Genomic DNA, 17,810 nt, shown 5'->3' with positions numbered 1-17,810 from the left:
GTAACAAGCTTCGAGGCGCTTACTCGGCCCAATCCCATTGGTTGGTGAAGCCGCCCAGAACCTCGCGCACTTTGTCATCCTCGGCCGGGCCGGTCTTGGTCAGCTTGGCGACGAGGCCGCGTTTCTTGTCCTCGGCGACGCTGGTCACAGTCGCCGGGATGCCGGCTTTAGCCAGAGCCGCGTCATAGATACGCGTGATCGCCATGCGGCGTAGATCGGGTTTGAAGACCTTGCCGACAGCGGTTTTCGGCAGTTCTGACAGAACCTCGATGTATTTCGGCAGGGCCGCGCGTTCGTGGATATGCTGGTTTGCATAGGTCATCAGGTCTTCGACCGTCGCCGTCGCCCCTTTGACCAATTCGACATAGGCGCAGGGCAATTCGCCGGAATGGGCGTCGGGCTGGCCAATGGCCCCGACAAAGGCGACAGCGTCATGGCCCATCAGCGCCTCTTCGATGATCGCAGGGTCGATGTTGTGACCGCCCCGGATGATGAGATCCTTGGCCCGACCCGTGATGAAGAGATAGCCTTCGGCATCAATCCGTCCAAGATCGCCCGTCCTCAGGAAGCGACCCTCGGCGAAAAGATCCTTGTTTTTGTCGGCCTCGGTATAGGTCGAGCCTTCAAAGACGCCGGGATTGGCCACGCAGATTTCCCCGATTTCGTCGGTTGCGCATTCGCGGAACCCATCCGGTGTCTGCATCAGGATGCGGACATGGGTGTAGGGGAAGGGCAGACCCACAGAGCCGATTTTCTTGGTTCCGCCGGGTGGGTTGATCGACACAAGGCAAGTGCATTCGGTCAGGCCATAGCCCTCGACGATTTCGATCCCGGTTTCCTTTTTGAACCGGTTGTAAAGTTCGATCGGCAGCGGAGCCGAGCCGGAGAACGCGTTCTTGAGTGTGGAAATATCGGCATTGATCGGACGCTGCATCAGGGCAGAAAGCGCCGTGGGAACGGTGATCAGGTAAGTGTTCTTGTAGCGTTCAATCAGTTTCCACAGATTGTCGAAGACACCTTCGCCCCGATAGCCGGCAGGTGTTGGGAAGACCACCGAGCAGCCCGACGCGATGACGGACATCAGGATCGGGTAGGCCGCAAAGACGTGGAACAGGGGCAGTGGGCACATGATGCTGTCTTTTTCCGTAAACAGCAGTTGCTGCCCCAGCCAGCCATTGTAGATCATGCCCGAGACCTTGTGCTGGGCGACCTTTGGCATGCCTGTTGTCCCGCCGGTGTGGAAATAGGCGGCAACCCGGTCGGCCTTCTTGTCCTCGAAGGTAAGCCGGTCGGCGGGCTGCTTTTTCATCTCGGCCGAGAAGGATTTGACATTGGCCGCATGGTGCAGCGGGTTCTTGGGCCGAATGAGCGGCACGATGAATTTCTTTGCACCTGACAGGTAGGGCACGAGATCAACTTCAAGCACCGTCTTGACGTTGGGCGCATGACGCACCGCCTCGGCCACCTTTTGCGGCACGTCGGTTTTGGGGAAGGCCCTGAGCGTTACGACCACCTTTGCCTTTGTCTCGCGCAGGATGGCGCTGATCTGTTCGGGTTCGAGAAGCGGGTTGATCGGGTTCACGATGCCCGCAACAGCGCCGCCCAAAAGAGTAACAGCGGTTTCAAGGCAGTTGGGAAGGACATAGGCAACGACATCGTTTTCCGTGACACCAAGGCTGCGGAACAGGTTTGCCGCCTGCGTGACCTTGCCATGCAGTTCTTGCCAGGTCAGAGACTTGGAAAGCGAGGTTGGGTCGGAAAAAAGCTGATAGCTGATCGCAAGGCGTGAGGCATGTTTCGAAGCCGTTTGCCCGATGAACTCGTGCATCGTTTTGGCAATCGGGCGATCGGCCCAAGCCATTTCGGCTTCAATAGCCCTTACATCCGCGGCAGACGCGAAATCTTTCATGCTTTCCTCCCCTGACGGCCCTGTCGTTGCAGAGCCATTTTTTATTCGGTCAGGGAAAGATGGGGCGAAAACACCCTTTTGCCAAGCGCTGCTGCACCAGGAAACGCAACGTCAGAACCCTTGGGCGCGTTGCGACGCAACGTCGTGAAGATGCCAAGGGGGAAAAACCGGGAAAATTCCCCCCTTATGCGGCGCCTTCGGTGAATTGCAGGCGGGCAAGGCGCGCGTAAAGGCCACCTTGCGAAACCAGTTCGTCATGTTTGCCGATGGCCACGATCTTGCCCGCCTCGAAGACAACGATGCGGTCAGCACGTTTTACAGTGGCCAGTCGGTGGGCAACGACCAGCGTCGTGCGGCCCTTGGCCAGCTCTTCGACGGCGTGTTGGACAAGGCGTTCGGATTCAGCATCAAGCGCCGAGGTCGCTTCGTCCAGAAGCAGAACGGGCGCGTCGCGCAGAATGGCGCGGGCGATGGCCACGCGTTGCTTTTGACCGCCCGAGAGCATGACGCCGCGTTCGCCAAGGAAGCTGTCATAGCCTTCAGGCAAAGCCGAGATGAATTCATGCGCGGCGGCGGCACGGGCAGCGGCTTCAACCTCGGCGTCCGAAGCCTCGGGGCGACCGAAGCGGATGTTTTCGCGGGCCGAGGTGGCAAAGATCACGGGGTCTTGCGGAACAAGCGAAATGGCGCGGCGGAAATCGGCACGGGCCAAGTCGCGCAGGTCAACGCCATCCAGACGCACCGTTCCCGACTGCGGGTCGTAAAAGCGCATCAGCAGTTGCAAGATGGTGGTCTTGCCAGCGCCTGACGGGCCAACGAGGGCAATGGTTTCACCCGGTTCGACGGTGAGCGTGACCTCCTCCAAAGCCGAGGTATGAGGCCGGGCCGGATAGCGGAAAGTGACCTTGTCAAAGGCGATCTCGCCCCGAACCGGGCGCGGCAACGCCTTGGGCTGGGCCGGGTCTGTCACCGGATCTTCGGCGTTCAGCAATTCGACCAGCCGTTCGGTGGCGCCAGCGGCACGCTGCAATTCGCCCCAGATTTCGGAAAGCGCGCCGACCGAGCCTGCGACCATGACGGCATAGATCACGAACTGGATGAGTTCGCCCGCGCTCATCACCCCGGCTCGCACATCGCGCGCGCCCATCCAGAGGACGCCGACAATGCCGGTAAAGACAAGGAAGATGACGATAATGGTCATGACCGCGCGGGTGCCGATGCGGGTTTTGGCCGAAAGAAACGCCTTTTCGGTGACATCGGCAAAGGCTGCGCGGGTTTCACCTTCATGGGTGAAGGCCTGCACGGTCTGAACCGAAGATAGCGCCTCGGAGGCAGAGCCCGAGGAATTGGCGATCCAGTCCTGATTTTCGCGGGAAAGCTTTCGCAGTTTGCGGCCAAGGACGATGATCGGGACAACGACGGCGGGCACGATCAGAAGGACAAGGCCGGTGAGCTTGGCCGAGGTCAGGAACATCAGCACCAACCCACCCAGCAGCATCAGCGAATTTCGGAGCGCGATGGAGATGGACGAGCCGATCAGCGACAGGATCAGCGTAGTGTCGGTGGTGATGCGGGACAGTACCTCGCCCGTCATCAGACGTTCGAAAAACGCGGGCGACAGGCCCATGACGCGGTCAAACATGGCGCGGCGAATATCGGCCACCACACGTTCGCCCAGACGGGTGACGAGGTAATAGCGAAGGCCCGAGCCAAAGGCGAAGACGGCAGCAATGACGATGGCTGCGGTGAAATACAGGTCGAGGATTTCGGCCTCGGCGTTGAAATTGTCGACCACGCGGCGCACTGCCATGGGAAGGATCAAGCTGACGGTGGCGGTCAGAACCAGCGCGGCCCCGGCAAGGGCCAAGAGCAGACGATAGGGCCGCAGGAACGGGACCAGCCCGGAAAGAGCGCCCACTTTTTTGGAGCGGGCCCGGTCTTCGGTCTTTGCGTCGGTCTGTGCCATCCGGTGTTTTTCCTGTCTTCAGCGGCTGCGCCTTGCGGTGCGGCCCCTTCCTGTCTTGCGCCGAAAGGGTTTAGACAGCCTCGCCCAAAGGGGCAAGCGCCGCGATTGCCGCGCCCCCCCCTTTTCGTCGGACCGCGCCTGTGCAACGGTCGGGCAAGGGAGATTCCGCCATGCGACCAACCGCTTTCGTCTTTGATGCCTATGGAACGCTGTTCGATGTCTCTGCTGCGGCGCGGGCGGCGGCGGCGGAACCGGGGGGAGAGACGCTGGCGGCGGTGTGGCCAAAGCTTGCCGAGGACTGGCGGCGCAAGCAGTTGGAATACAGTTGGTTGCGGGCGGTCATGGGCGCACATGCGGATTTTGCCGAGGTGACGGCTGACGCGCTGGATTGGGCGATGGCAGCGCAGGGGCTTGGCGCCGATTACGCTCTGAGGACACGCCTGTTGGCGCTCTATGACGAATTGGATGCCTATCCCGAGGTGCCTGCGGTCTTGCAGAGCCTGAAGGACAAGGGTGCCAGACGGGCGATCCTGTCCAATGGTTCGCCGCGCATGCTGGCAAGCGCCATTGCGGCGGCCGGGATCGGAGACCTTCTGGAAGCGGCGATTTCGGTGGAGGATGTGGGCATCTTCAAACCCTCGGCCAAGGTTTATGCGCTGGTCGAGGCGCATCTTGGCGTGCCACCTTCGCAGGTCATGTTCGTGTCGTCGAATGGCTGGGATGTGGCGGGGGCGGCACGGTTCGGATTTCAGACGACATGGGTGAACCGTTCAGGGGCGCCGATTGACCGACTGCCCCATGTGCCAGCCCATATCTTGCCGGATCTGACCCGGCTTTCCGACTTCCTTTGACCCCGACCTTTGACCAGAACGGATTTCCGATGACCCAATTCTTCACGGCCTCTGACGGTGCCAAGCTGGCTTTTCGCGATGAAGGCAAGGGATTGCCCGTGCTGTGCCTGTCTGGACTGACCCGGACGATGGCCGATTTCGATTACATGGCCCCGCATCTGCCCCCCTGCCGACTGATCCGCATGGATTATCGGGGCCGGGGCGAAAGTGCATGGACGGGGGCCGAGAGCTATACCGTTCCGCAGGAAGCCAAGGATGCCTTGGACCTGCTGAACCATTTGGGAATCGAACAGGCGGCAATCATCGGCACCTCTCGCGGCGGGTTGATTGGCATGTACCTTGCCGCAGTCGCCCACACGCGGCTGAAGGGGCTGTTGTTGAACGACGTTGGCCCTGAAATCCACCGAACGGGGCTGGAGCGGATTTTCGACTATGTCGGGCGCAATCCGGTTTGGAAAACGCTGGATCAGGCCGCCGCCGCGATGCCCGGCGTTTCCCCCGGCTTTGCCAATGTACCGCCAGAACGCTGGCGGGCCGAAGTCGAGAAGTTTTATATCCCGACCGAGAAGGGATTGAAGATCACCTATGATCCGGCCTTGCGTGAGGCATTCATGGCCGCTTTCAAAGGCCCGCCGGTCGATCTTTGGCCATTGTGGGAGGCAACGGCTGGCATGCCCGTGGCGCTGATCCGGGGCGCGAATTCGGACCTGCTTTCCCCCGAGACCACGGCCGAAATGCGGTGCCGGCGACCGGACACGATCTTTGCTGAGGTTCCCGACCGCGCCCATATTCCATTTCTGGACGAACCCGAGGCGGTGGCCGCCATCCGGCAATTCTTGGAGGCCTGTAAATGATGCTGGAGCGGATCGAGGCTGCCGCCAAGCGGATGGCTGGCCATGCGCGCCTGACATCGTTGCTGAACGCGCCGCTGCTGGACGCGGCCTTTGGCAAACGCATTTTCGTCAAGGCCGAGTGTTTGCAACTGACGGGATCCTTCAAGTTTCGCGGCGCGTGGTCGGCGGTTTCGGCCCTGGCAAAGGGAACATCGGGCGTTCTGGCCTATTCCTCGGGCAATCACGGTCAAGGCGTAGCCTTGGCGGCGGCGCGGCATGGGCTGACCTGTGTGATCGTCATGCCCTCGGATGCGCCAGAGGTGAAGATTGCCAATACCCGCGCCTATGGGGCCGAGGTGGTTCTTTATGACCGCGCCACCGAAGATCGGGACGCTATCGGCGCACGCCTTTGCGCCGAGCGGGGGCTGCATCTGATCAAGCCCTTTGACGACGCCGATGTGATTGCCGGACAGGGCACGGTTGGCCTTGAAATCGCGGCGCAGGCCAGCGATGCGGGCATCGAGGCGGCGGAAGTGCTGGTTTGCTGTGGCGGTGGCGGGCTTTCGGCGGGGATTGCCACGGCCCTTGCGGCCAATGCGCCAAATTTGCGGGTGCGAACGTGTGAGCCGCTGGGTTTTGATGACATGGCGCGGTCTTTGGCCTCGGGCACGCGCGAAAAGAACCCAAGTGCCGCGGGGTCGATCTGTGACGCGATTCTGACCCCGCAACCGGGGGAACTGACCTTTCCGATCTTGCAGCGGCATGCGGGCAAGGGTCTTTCCGTCAGTGATGACGAAGCCATGCGCGCTATGGCTTTGGCCTTTACGCATCTGCGGATCGTTCTGGAACCGGGGGGCGCGGTTGCGCTTGCCGCGGCGCTTTTTCGCGATACATCCCCGAACGTAATTGCAACGGCAAGTGGTGGGAATGTTGACCCAATGCTGTTTCGAGAAGCCCTTGCCCGATTTGCCTGAAGACCGATGCCCCTGACCTACTTCCCTGATTTGCGGCTAAATGCCGAGATTTCCGGCCCTGTTTCCGGCCCGCCCGTGGTGTTCCTGCATGCGCTTGGCACCAACCTGCGGATTTGGGACGAGGTGGTGGCCCATCTTCCGAAGCATCGCGTCCTGCGGCTGGACATGCGCGGGCATGGGGCGTCTGACGTGCCGGACGGCCCCTATTCGATGGGCGCGCTGATCCACGATGCCGAACGGATGATCGAAAAGGCCGGGATGAAAGAGACGGTTGTCGTCGGGCTTTCCATCGGCGGTCTGATCGCGCAGGGCTTGGCGACAAAGCGGCTGGATCTGGTGCGTGGCATGGTCTTGTCGAACACCGCAGCCCGGATCGGGATTGCCAGCCAATGGCAGGCACGGATCGAGGCGGTGCAAACGGGCGGCCTTACTGCCATTGAAGACAGCACGATGGAGCGCTGGTTTGGTCGCAAATGGCGGGAAAACCCCGCGATGCCCGCGCTGCGCGAAATATTCCGCGGAACCGAAGCCGAAGGCTGGATGGGGGCGGCTGCCGCGATTGCCGGAACCGATTTTTACACCCCGACCGCCTCTTTGACATTGCCCACCTTGGCCCTTGCCGGTGGCAACGACGGTTCCACCCCACCCGACCTGATCCGCGAAACCGCCGACCTAATCCGGGGCAGCCAGTTTCACCTGATCCGTGGGGCCGGGCATATCCCCATGGCGGAAAAACCCGACGAGTACATCGAAATCCTGAAGACCTTTCTGAAAGGCATCGGCCATGGCTGATTTTCTCTTGATCCACGGTTCTTGCCACGGGGCATGGTGCTGGCACCGGGTGATCCCGGCGTTGCAGGCCCTTGGTCACAATGCCCGCGCTATTGACCTGCCCGGCCACGGATTGGACCGCACCGCACCGGAAGACGTGACGTTGGACAGCTACGCGCGCGCCATTCTAGATGCTTTGAACGGCCCGACCATCGTGGTTGGCCATTCGATGGCGGGCTATCCGATCACCGCAGCGGCAGAACTTGACCCAAGTCGGATCCGCGCCTTGGTCTATCTTTGCGCCTATGCACCGAAATCGGGGCTGTCCTTGGCCGATATGCGAAAGGCGGGCCCGCGCCAGCCCCTTGCTCCGGCGATCCGCATCGACGCGACGCGCACCTGTTTTTCCTTTGATCCCTCAATGGCTGGCGATCTTTTCTATCATGATTGCGACGCCGAGGCGCAGTCGCTGGCTGCCCTTTGCCTGTGCCCGCAGCCGATCCTGCCGCAGGAAACGCCGCTGACGGTCACCTCGCAAAGCCAGTCTGTGCCGCGTCATTACATCCGCTGCACCGAAGACCGTGCCATTCCCCCAGAGTATCAAGAGATCATGGCTCAGGACTTCCCGCCGGGCCATCACACCACCCTGCCCGCCTCTCATTCGCCTTTCTTCTCGATGCCGGGTGACGTTGCGGCACGTCTGGCAGAGATTGCGCGAGCCTTGCCCGCGGCCTAGGGTTCGCGCGCCCTCTTTCTGGGCTGAGTATTGGTATGATTTCTTCTCGCCTGCCGCTGGCCTTTATCTTTGCAACTGTCACGCTGGACGCTATTGGCATCGGCCTGATCTTTCCGGTCATGCCCGACCTGATCCGCGAGGTCACGGGCAATGACATTGCCGATGCCGCCTTATGGGGCGGGCTGCTCTCGACCTCTTTTGCCGTGATGCAGTTTCTTTTCGGTCCGATACTCGGCTCGCTCTCCGACCGCTTTGGTCGCCGTCCGGTGCTGCTGGTCTCACTCGTCGTCATGGCGCTCGATTATGCCATCATGGCGCTGGCCCAGACGATCTGGCTTTTGTTCATCGCCCGCGTCATCGCCGGGATCACCGCCGCCACCCACTCTACTGCAAATGCCTATGTCGCCGACATCACCCCACCTGAAAAGCGCGGCGCGCGGTTCGGGCTTTTGGGGGCAGGCTTCGGCGTGGGCTTTGTTCTGGGCCCGATGATCGGGGGGCTTCTGGCTGGAATTGACACCCGTGCGCCGTTTTGGTTCGCGGGCGGACTGGCTCTGCTGAATGCGCTTTTCGGAGCGCTGATCCTGCCTGAAACCGTCACCGATGCCACCCGCCGCCCCTTTAGCCTTGCCCGCGCCAATCCATTGGGCGCGCTGAAGGCCATGGCGCATCTGCCAGGGGTAAGGCTGACGCTGGCCTGCTTCCTGATCATGAGCATCGCGATGAATGTCTACCCGTCGATCTGGGCCTATTACGGACAGGCCCGCTTTGGCTGGGATTCCGGGATGATCGGGTTGTCGCTTGGCATCTACGGCGTCAGCTACGCGCTTGGGCAGGCGCTGTTGGTGGGCCCGATGATCCGCCTTTGGGGCGAACACCGCGCCGCCCATTACGGCATGTGGGTCGATGTCATCACCTTGGCGGCCATTGGCCTTGTCACCTCTCCGGTGGCCATCCTGATCCTGACCCCAATTACGGCGCTTGGCGGGGCGGTCACCCCTGCGCTTCAGGCCTTGGCCTCACGCGCGGCCCCTGCTGACGCGCAGGGCGAGGTGCAGGGCGTCCTTGCCTCACTGAATGCCATCGCGATGATCGTAGCGCCGTTGATCATGACCAGCACTTTCCAGCACTTCACCAAGCCCGAGGCCCCGGTCTATGCCCCCGGCGCACCCTTCCTTTTGGCCTCTGTGCTGATGATAGCCTGCCTTGCGCTTCACGTCTTGGGCCCCCGCATTAGATCCAGTTCCTAGCCCGCCTGCGCCACCTTTTGTCGCGTTTGGGCCACCAAAGCCCAGAAATCCGGTTAACCTGCATTTATCTTGGTCCAAATATTCCACGGGGGAGATGGACCGGCCGCAAGGCAGGTCCATCCGGGGGTGTGAAACCCCCGCCCCCGCGGCAACTGCTGCGAGGTTCCGTCATGAAGCTGAAAGATCTGGAGATTTTCGTCGTGGCCCCGCCCTTTCCGGGCTGGGGCGGACGCTACTGGATCTTTCCGAAACTGACGACCGATAACGGGATCGTGGGCTATGGCGAATGCTATGCCTCGACCGTTGGTCCGAAGGCGATGATTGCGGTGATCGAGGATGTGTTCGAACGCCATATGCAGGGCGAGAACCCGGAAAACATCGAACTGATGTTCCGCCGCGCCTATTCTTCTGGCTTCACACAGCGACCTGACCCCACGGTGATGGGTGCTTTTTCGGGGTTGGAGATCGCCTGCTGGGACATTCTGGGCAAGGCGCGCAACCGCCCCGTTTGGGCGCTGTTGGGCGGCAAGATGAACCACCGCATCCGCAGCTACACCTATCTTTACCCTGAACCGGGAAAGGAAAGCGCCGAGTTCTGGGTCGATCCGGATGCCGCGGCCGAGGCGGCGGTGCGCTTCATGAACCTTGGCTTCACGGCCGTGAAGTTTGACCCCGCCGGCCCCTATACCATTCGTGGCGGGCATGAGCCGGCGATGAGCGACATCAGCCGCTCGGTTGCCTTCTGCAAGGCGATCCGCGCGGCGGTTGGCGACCGGGTTGACCTGCTGTTCGGAACGCATGGCCAGTTCACCACCCCCGGCGCGATCCGGATGGGGCGCGAGTTAGAACCCTATAACCCGCTGTGGTACGAAGAGCCGATCCCGCCAGACAATCTGCTGGAATTTGCCGAGGTGGCGAAATCGGTCCGCGTGCCCTTGGCCACGGGCGAGCGGATGACGACGAAGGCCGAGTTCGGCACGCTGTTGCGGGCGGGTGGGGTCAAGATTTTGCAACCGGCGCTTGGCCGGGTCGGTGGTATCTGGGAAGCCAAGAAGATTGCCGCGATGGCCGAGGTGTTCAATGCAGAGATGGCCCCGCACCTTTATGCCGGCCCCGTGGAATGGGCAGCAAATGTGCATTTCGCGGCATCGATCCCCAATCTTCTGATCGCCGAGACGATCGAGACCGGCGGAGACTTCCACCAGAAACTGATCCGCAATTCGATCACTTGGGAAAACGGTCATATCCTGCCGCCCGACGCGCCGGGACTGGGGATTGAATTCGACGAGGATGTCGCCCGCGCCCATCCTTATACCGGCTCGGGTCTGCATTTGCAGATGCAAGAGGCGCCTTGCGACTATTCCGAAGGCAACAAATTCGAAGGCGGTGCCCCTTCGACCTTACTGCACAAAACCTGAAAGGATGGCCATGTCCAGCGAGGAGAGTGTCCATAGATCCGGCGGAAGGCAGGCACGACGCGCTCTTCGGCAGGCCCCCGATTTCACGATGCTGCCCAGCCTTTCGCGGGGTATTCCGCTCTGCGAGGTGATGGACCAAGCCCATGTCGAAAAGATTGACGCGGCCTCGATGTCCATTTTGGAAGAGGTGGGCGTGATCTTCCGCGACGAGATCGCGCTGGAAGACTGGCGGCGGGCCGGTGCCAAAGTGGTCGGCGAGCGGGTTTATCTGGATCGCGGCTTGGTACGCGAGTTGGTTGCGACCATCCCAAACGGTTGGACTTATCGCGCCCGGAACCGTGACCGCGACCTGCCTTTTGGTGGCAAACATGCGATCTTTGTCCCGATGACCGGCGCCCCGTTTCTGCGGGATCTGGAAGACAAGCGCCGCTGGCCGACAATTGCCGATCTGAACATGTTCCATAAGCTGGCGCAGATGTCGCCCGCGCTGCATTCCAGCGCCCATCACATCGTCGAACCGATGGACATCAAGGTCAGCCATCGGCACCTGCACATCACCTACTCGTCGATCAAGTATTCCGACAAAACCTTCATGGGCATGACCACCTCTGGCCGGAATGCCGAAGATGTCATGGCGATGTGCGAGATCTTGTTCGGTAAGGACGTGATGGAGCAGACCCCCGTCGTGACTGGAAATTGCAACGGCAATTCGCCCCTTGTCTGGGATGAAACGATGCTGTCGGCCATGCGGGCCTTTTGCCGGGCAAACCAGCCGGTTCTGTGCTCTCCCTTTGTGCTTGGTGGCGCGAATACACCCGCCTCTGTTGCGCCTGCGGTGGCGCAACTGAATGCCGAGGCTCTGTCAGCCTTGGCTTATACGCAGGTCGTCCGCAGAGGCTGCCCCGCGATCTATGGGCATTACCTTTCCACGGTTAGCATGAAGTCAGGCGCGCCGATGGCCGGAACACCGGAAATCAGCTTGATGAATTTCATGATCGGCCAGATGGCGCGGTTCTATGATGTGCCGTGGCGGACCAGCAACCTGCTGGGTGGGGCCAAGACCTTTGACGCACAGGCGGGTTACGAATCCGCGATGACGATGGATGCCGTTCTGCATGCAGGGGCAAATTACATCTGGCATTCGGCGGGCTGGAATGAGGCTGGGATGCATTGTTCGTTCGCGAAATTCGTGGTGGATGCCGAGGTCTGCGCCATGGGCTATCGCATGGCGGAAGGCCCCCGCTGGGATGACTTTGATGCCGCCATGCAAGCCGTGCGTGATATTGGCCCCGGCGGCCATTACCTTGGCCATCCGCATACGTTGGAAAACTTTGAGCGTGCTTTCTTCATGCCCAAGCTCTTTGACAATAATTCCATTGAGCAGTGGCAGGCCGAGGGGGCGGTCGAGATCACCGAGCGTGCTTTGTCTCACGCGAAAAAACTGCTGGGTGAGTATCAGGAGCCAAAACTTGATGAGGGCGTGAAGGACGCTTTGTTGGATTTCATCGCGCGGCGCGAGCGTGAAATCCCCGAGATGGATGCCTTGAATACCGAGTTCTGAGCCTTGCCCCTTCATGCTGCGTGCAAGCCTCTTCAACGACTGTTTGGCGGACCCGAACAGTGGACGCCAGCCAAAGACTTGACACGCATCGTCCAGTAAAGTCAGCGGACTTTGGCTGACCTAATTGGCGCGCCCCACCCCAAAGCGGCGGGGTGCCGGGATCGTCACTCTTCCTTGGCCTGCCATTCCTTGTAGCGCAAGAATGCATTCGCCCCGATGGTCGAGAATGGGCGAGGAGGCAGCTTCACCGGCTCGGCCTCGGCCGTGAAATGGCGGGTGATGTCGCTGGTCCGACCGCAGGCCAGCTCTGCCGCGCCCATCCCCGTCAAAGTGCCGCGCGCGGTTCCAAGCCCGTTCTGCACGCAGGCGGCGAAAAGGCCCTGATCCAGCTCGCGCATGACGGAAACGCCATTGCGGGCAAGGCAAAGGTGACCGGCCCAAGTGTATTCCTGCCGAACCCCAGCCAGTTGCGGGAATCGTTTGGCGAATTTTTGCCGATGTACGGCAACGGTCCGGCGCATGTCGGATTCCGACGTAACCATATCGGGTTCAAAGCTGCCGCAGGTGCGGGTGACGATGCGGTTGCCGCCCTGCCCCGCAGCAATCCGGCGCATGGTGGTGCCCATCGGGTCGGAGGGCGTTACGCCCCAACGGGGCTGGCCGCCCAACGCCTTGATTTGATCCGCGTCCAGTTCGGCGGACATCGAGGCGAAAAGAAAGATATGCATCAGCCGACCGGGTTTGAAGCCAAAGCTTTCCAGATGGCCGTTGTTCGAAAGGATCACCTTTCCAGCCGAAACGCGCCCCTTGGCCGTGGACAGGATCCAACCGGTTCCGTCTCGGGTGATCGCCGTCACCGACGTATTTTCAAAAATTGATACCCCGTCCCGGCGCAGACCTTCGGCAAGGGACCGGATATAGCCTGCCGGTTGCAGCATCACGGTTCCTGGGGTGTAAAGCCCCGAGACATAGTGCCGGCTTCCCGTTAGCTCGGTCATCGCCTTGGCGTCCAGATAGGTGCTGCTTTCCCCCATCGTTGCCAAATGTTCCGCGTATGACCGGTTCAGGGCATCGGTCTTGGCACTTGCGGCCCCATTCACCTTGCCAACCGGATCAAAAAAATTGCGGTCGATATCGTAGTCCTCGACCGCAGCGCGGGCGAAAGCGATGGCCTGACGGTTCAGCGCAATCATGGCGCGGTCATCGCCATGGCCTGCATAATCATCCGACTGCAATTCATGCGGCAGGTCGATCATAAAGCCTGAGTTCCGGCCCGAGGCACCTTCGGCCAAACGGCTTGCATCCAGCACCGCGATACGGGCACCGGGCGCCAGTTGGTGCAGACGGCGTGCCGCGGAAAGCCCGGCAAAGCCAGCGCCGATCAGCGCGAAATCGACGGTCAAGTCCCCATCGAGAGAAACGGGAGCGGCCTGCCCCGGCAGGATGGCCGACCATGCTGCGGGGCCTTTGTGCTGGGGGGTGCGGCGGGCGTGGTATGCGCTCATGGTGTGTTCGACAGCCCAAGACGTGAGTGAAATCCGATCAAACCCTGCTCTAACATTGGCAAGGCCGGAGACATTGCCGCCCGCAGGGTGGCGTTCAGACCGCCCTCTGTGGACAGGCTGTAAAGGTCTGCGGCAAGCTGACCTGCTTCGGGTCTTTCCGGAAGGTATGCGCGGATGACCTTGCTGACATAGGCTTCGGCTTTTTCGGCATCGCCTGTGTGGCTGGCCAGCCAGTTGGCGGTCACAATCATCTGGGCCAGAAGCGGAGAGCACAGCGCCGTTGCCCCGAAATGCGCGTCTAACGCAGCCTCATCCTTGACCGCAAAGACCGGGTTCTTTGAGCCGAACAAGCTGTGAAGCGCCGCCGAGTCTGGGAAGACGGGAAGCGGGCAGCCTCCCTTGGCAATGGGAGGAAGCGGAATGGTAATGGCGATGTCAGTGGCTGGTGCACAAAGCACCCGCAGTTTTTTCATTGGCACATCCACCATGGCCGAAATCACCGACTGGTCGGCCCGGAACGGCAGTTCCGCCAGCACTTGGCCCGCCACCTTGGCCAACAGGCACAGAACCACGATGTCGGAACCCGCGACCACCTCGGCATTGGGGGCAACGCTTACCCCTTCTAACGTTGCGGCCAAATGGCGGGCCCGGTCGGCATTGCGGTCAGAGACAATGATCTGATGCCCCTGCCCCGCAAGCCCTTGGACCATGGCCGAGGCGATTTCGCCCGTTCCGACAAAGCCCACCCGTGCCATCAGGTCACTGCCTCGCCTTCATCATCGGCCAGATCAATCCAGATCGTCTTTAACTGGGCGTACTGGTCATGGGCATGGATGCCGTTGTCACACCCGCCAAATCCCGAGGCCTTGAAGCCGCCAAAGGGGGTCGAGATGTCGCCTTCGCCAAAGCTGTTCACGGTCACGGTGCCGGCCCGGATCGACCGCGCGCCGCGGATCGCGCGTTTGACATTCGCGGTAAAGATAGACGCCGCAAGCCCATATTCGGTGTCATTGGCCAAGGCGATGGCTTCGTCAAAGCTGTCGACGGTCAGGACAGAAAGGATGGGCCCAAAGATTTCCTCGCGCGCCTGTTTTGCGTCGCGGGCAACTTCCAGAATTGTGGGCTCGACAAAACCGTTGTCGCCCTTGCCGCCCAAGATGACTTTGGCCCCCTTGTCCAGATAGCCGCAGACCTTGTCGAAATGCGCCTTGGAGACCAGTGCGCCGACGCGGTTTACCGGATCCAGTGGGTCGCCCATCGGCCATTCGCGGGCATGGGCGGCAATGCGCGCCAACAGCGCGTCCTTCACGCCCTTTTGCACAATCAGCCGCGACGAGGCCGAGCAGTTTTCGCCCATGTTCCAGAAAGCGCCATTGACGATATGGGCCGCGACACGGTCAAGATTTTCAGCGTCATTCAGAACCACAGCCGGGTTCTTGCCGCCCATTTCCAGCGTCACTTCTTTGCCGTTCGATTCCGCCGAATAGCTTAGGAAACGGCGGCCAGTGCGGGTTGAGCCGGTGAAAGACACCGCGTCGATATCCATGTGGCGACCAATCGGCTCACCCACTTCGGCCCCGCCCCCCGGAAGCACGTTGAAAACGCCTGCCGGAACACCGGCTTCCATCGCCAACTCGACCACGCGAAGGGTTGTCAGGCTGGTCTCCAGCGCCGGTTTTACGATTACTGAACACCCAGCAGCCAAAGCCGGGCCGATTTTCCACGCCAGCATCAATAGCGGGAAGTTCCAAGGCAGCACCAAGCCCACCACGCCAACAGGCTCGCGCACCACCATGGCGATATGGTTGTCAGAGGCGGGCGAGACCTGATCATAGATCTTGTCGATCAATTCGGCATGCCACATCAGGCAGTTGATCGTCTCGGGCACATCGACGGTTTCGCAATCAAAGATCGTCTTGCCGCTATCAAGGCTTTCCATGACAGCCAGTTCGCGGGCATTGCGCCTGATCAGCTTTGCCAGCTTGATCAACACTTCTTTGCGGTCACGCGGATGGAGACGCGACCAGCGCCCATCTTCAAAGGCATCGCGCGCCTTTTGCACGGCGAAATCCACGTCAGCGGCATCGCAGGACGCAACTTTTGCCAGAACCTCTCCCGTAGCCGGGTTCACACTGTCAAAAGTCTTGCCGCTGAGAGCTGGGCGAAAGCTGCCATCCACAAAGGCTTGGGTCGGAAAGGACAGGCCTTTGGCGATGGATTTGTATTCGTCTTTGGTCAAAAGGGTCATCGCTCTTACTCCGCCACGATCTGGGCCACGGTCTGCTTCAAGACGCGCACCACCTGTTCCAACTGCCGCTTGTCATCCTTGTTCAAGCCCTTAAGCGGCGGGCGCGGAGGCCCGGCATATTGGCCCATCATCTCGGCCCCATGCTTGATGCACTGAATGAACTTCCCGCCCTGTTCCAGCACCCGCATCAAGGGCATCATGGCAGACATGATCCGGCGGCCCTTGTCGAAATTGCCTTCGATCGCGCAGGCACGATAAAGCGCGATATGTTCGGCAGGCAGGAAGTTCGACCCGCCGCAAACCCAACTGCGGGCGCCCCAGGCAAAGAATTCCAATGCCTGATCGTCCATGCCACAAGACATCTGGATATGCGGATAATCGCGGGCCAAAAGGTGCACCCGGTTGATATCGCCCGAACTTTCCTTGACGGCACAGAAGTTCCGGCTCCGGCCAACACGGTCAAGGAACTCCTCGCCCATGTTGATGCCCATACGCCCCGGATAGTTGTAAAGCATGATCGGCAAATCGGCGGCACGGTCGATGGCCAGCGCATTCAATGCGTTTTCCTGTTCGGTCGGCACCGAATATGGCGGGCTTCCGACCAGAATGCTGTCAGCCCCGATCTTGGCCGCATGTTCGGCCATGATAATGCTGTCTTCCAGCCGGATGGCCACGGTGCCGACCATCAGATGGATACGCCCCTTCGTGATATCGCGCGCAAGACTGGCCATCTCCAGGCGTTCCTGCATCGACTGAGCGTAGTATTCCCCGGTCGAGCCACCGTTGATCAGGCCATGAACGCCTGACGCAATCAGGTATTCGATCTGCGCGGCAAAGGCGTCTCGGTCAATGCTGCCATCTTCGCGATGCGGGGTGATGACAGGTGTGTAGATCCCCTCGAACTTCATCTGGGCCCTCAATTTCTGGCCGTGCCAAGGGCCGGCCCAAGTGGCTCGGTCAAGGCAGTGGGGGTGACAAAACTTTCGATTTCCACACGGGAAAGCTCCCAATGGGCGATGGCCAACGCAGCCGCCTCTTCGGCATCGCCCGCCTCGATCAGAGCAATGAACTGGTCGTGGTGGTCCGCAGCGGTTTCACGCGCGGCGGACAGCGAGGTTTTCCGCGGATTGTAAAAGGTCATCGAAATCCGGGTATGGTCGATCAGCAAGCGCCGCAGCGACGGCATCAGGAATTCGTTGTCCGCCATCTCTCCGACGATGGTGTGGAACTTTTCATTAAGCAGGGCGCGTTGCGCCGTATCGCCATCGCGGATCGCCGCGCGGAACAATAGCTGCGTGTCTTTCAGCCGCATGATCTGGGCCTGTGTCGCGTGCTCGGCCGCAAGGCGAGACGTCGCCGCATAGATCATCGGTGCGGCCATGAAGAAATTCCGCAACGTCTTGTGCGTCATCGGCGCAACCTGAGCGCCGCGGTTTTCATGCAAGACGACATAGCCTTCGCCTGCCAGCTCGCGCAGCACCTCGCGTAGCGGCGGACGCGAGATGCCGTAGAACTCGGCCAACTCGGTCTCATCCAGATAGACCCCGGGCTCCAGATCCTGCGTCAGGACACGGCGCTTAAGGTCTTCGGCGCAGCCAGACTTGCGGCTTTTTCCTTCCTGCATGGGATCTCCGACTCAGTTTTCTTGATGTCTTCATTCCTTATACCATCAAAATACATATTGTATACATTTTCGCAGCAGGCGCACAAAAGCCTGTCGATTTTCCCACAGAAACACCCTCTGGCCTTTTCGCGCCAAAGCCCCACATTAGGGGCAAGACCGAAAGG

At 60.8% G+C, this 17,810-nt stretch carries 15 protein-coding genes; 8 read left to right on the top strand and 7 right to left on the bottom strand.

Features of this window, described 5'->3' with window-relative positions; translation table 11 throughout:
• Window positions 1-19 precede the first annotated feature (19 nt).
• Both ACSBLW_RS18950 and ACSBLW_RS18945 read right to left on the bottom strand, forming a co-directional pair.
• Window positions 20-1,909, bottom strand: coding sequence for an acyl-CoA synthetase (locus ACSBLW_RS18950; protein ID WP_435258150.1), 1,890 nt, complete (start codon window positions 1,907-1,909; stop codon window positions 20-22).
• 184 nt (window positions 1,910-2,093) lie between these two features.
• Entirely contained in the window at window positions 2,094-3,875 is a 1,782-nt protein-coding gene (locus tag ACSBLW_RS18945; protein ID WP_435258149.1) for an ABC transporter transmembrane domain-containing protein, read from the bottom strand.
• Window positions 3,876-4,045: 170 nt separating this feature from the next.
• Here ACSBLW_RS18945 and ACSBLW_RS18940 point away from each other — a divergent pair, with 170 nt between their 5' ends.
• From ACSBLW_RS18940 to ACSBLW_RS18905, 8 genes are all read left to right on the top strand, one after another.
• Complete coding sequence (locus ACSBLW_RS18940; RefSeq protein ID WP_435258148.1) at window positions 4,046-4,726, top strand: haloacid dehalogenase type II; 681 nt, start codon at window positions 4,046-4,048, stop codon at window positions 4,724-4,726.
• Window positions 4,727-4,755: 29 nt separating this feature from the next.
• Window positions 4,756-5,580, top strand: coding sequence for an alpha/beta fold hydrolase (locus ACSBLW_RS18935; RefSeq protein ID WP_435258147.1), 825 nt, complete (start codon window positions 4,756-4,758; stop codon window positions 5,578-5,580).
• Window positions 5,577-6,533, top strand: a complete 957-nt coding sequence (locus ACSBLW_RS18930) for a threonine ammonia-lyase (RefSeq protein WP_435258146.1) — start codon at window positions 5,577-5,579, stop codon at window positions 6,531-6,533. The genes ACSBLW_RS18935 and ACSBLW_RS18930 overlap by 4 nt, the downstream gene beginning before the upstream one ends.
• Window positions 6,534-6,539: 6 nt before the next feature.
• Window positions 6,540-7,325, top strand: a complete 786-nt coding sequence (gene pcaD / locus ACSBLW_RS18925) for a 3-oxoadipate enol-lactonase (protein ID WP_435258145.1) — start codon at window positions 6,540-6,542, stop codon at window positions 7,323-7,325.
• Window positions 7,318-8,040, top strand: coding sequence for an alpha/beta fold hydrolase (locus ACSBLW_RS18920; RefSeq protein ID WP_435258144.1), 723 nt, complete (start codon window positions 7,318-7,320; stop codon window positions 8,038-8,040). Before pcaD ends, ACSBLW_RS18920 begins: the two co-directional genes overlap by 8 nt.
• A gap of 35 nt (window positions 8,041-8,075) precedes the next feature.
• Window positions 8,076-9,290, top strand: coding sequence for a TCR/Tet family MFS transporter (locus tag ACSBLW_RS18915; protein WP_435258143.1), 1,215 nt, complete (start codon window positions 8,076-8,078; stop codon window positions 9,288-9,290).
• A 170-nt stretch (window positions 9,291-9,460) separates the two neighbouring features.
• Window positions 9,461-10,708 (top strand): mandelate racemase/muconate lactonizing enzyme family protein, encoded by a 1,248-nt coding sequence (locus ACSBLW_RS18910; protein WP_435258142.1) that lies wholly within the window; start codon window positions 9,461-9,463, stop codon window positions 10,706-10,708.
• A gap of 10 nt (window positions 10,709-10,718) precedes the next feature.
• Window positions 10,719-12,269 carry a trimethylamine methyltransferase family protein gene (locus ACSBLW_RS18905; RefSeq protein WP_435260160.1) on the top strand — a complete coding sequence of 517 codons (1,551 nt, stop codon included), beginning with the start codon at window positions 10,719-10,721 and terminating at the stop codon, window positions 12,267-12,269.
• Window positions 12,270-12,433: 164 nt separating this feature from the next.
• Here ACSBLW_RS18905 and ACSBLW_RS18900 read toward each other — a convergent pair whose 3' ends face one another.
• From ACSBLW_RS18900 to ACSBLW_RS18880, 5 genes are read right to left on the bottom strand one after another with little or no spacing between them, the layout of a single operon-like run.
• Window positions 12,434-13,774: an NAD(P)/FAD-dependent oxidoreductase gene (locus ACSBLW_RS18900; protein WP_435258141.1), complete on the bottom strand. Its 1,341-nt coding sequence runs from the start codon at window positions 13,772-13,774 to the stop codon at window positions 12,434-12,436.
• A complete protein-coding gene (locus ACSBLW_RS18895; protein ID WP_435258140.1) occupies window positions 13,771-14,529 on the bottom strand; it encodes an NAD(P)-binding domain-containing protein in 759 nt (252 codons plus the stop codon). Before ACSBLW_RS18895 ends, ACSBLW_RS18900 begins: the two co-directional genes overlap by 4 nt.
• Window positions 14,529-16,022 carry an aldehyde dehydrogenase gene (locus ACSBLW_RS18890; protein ID WP_435258139.1) on the bottom strand — a complete coding sequence of 498 codons (1,494 nt, stop codon included), beginning with the start codon at window positions 16,020-16,022 and terminating at the stop codon, window positions 14,529-14,531. The genes ACSBLW_RS18895 and ACSBLW_RS18890 overlap by 1 nt, the downstream gene beginning before the upstream one ends.
• Before the next feature lie 5 nt (window positions 16,023-16,027).
• Entirely contained in the window at window positions 16,028-16,930 is a 903-nt protein-coding gene (locus tag ACSBLW_RS18885) for a dihydrodipicolinate synthase family protein (protein WP_435258138.1), read from the bottom strand.
• 8 nt (window positions 16,931-16,938) lie between these two features.
• Window positions 16,939-17,646: a GntR family transcriptional regulator gene (locus tag ACSBLW_RS18880; protein WP_435258137.1), complete on the bottom strand. Its 708-nt coding sequence runs from the start codon at window positions 17,644-17,646 to the stop codon at window positions 16,939-16,941.
• Window positions 17,647-17,810 lie beyond the last annotated feature (164 nt).

The organism is Thioclava sp. FR2, assembly GCF_051200875.1.
In the GTDB taxonomy this organism is placed as follows: Bacteria; Pseudomonadota; Alphaproteobacteria; order Rhodobacterales; family Rhodobacteraceae; genus Pseudotabrizicola.
The sequence above is the reverse complement of the archived record's forward strand: the minus strand, read 5'-3'. Positions and strand labels throughout refer to the sequence as shown.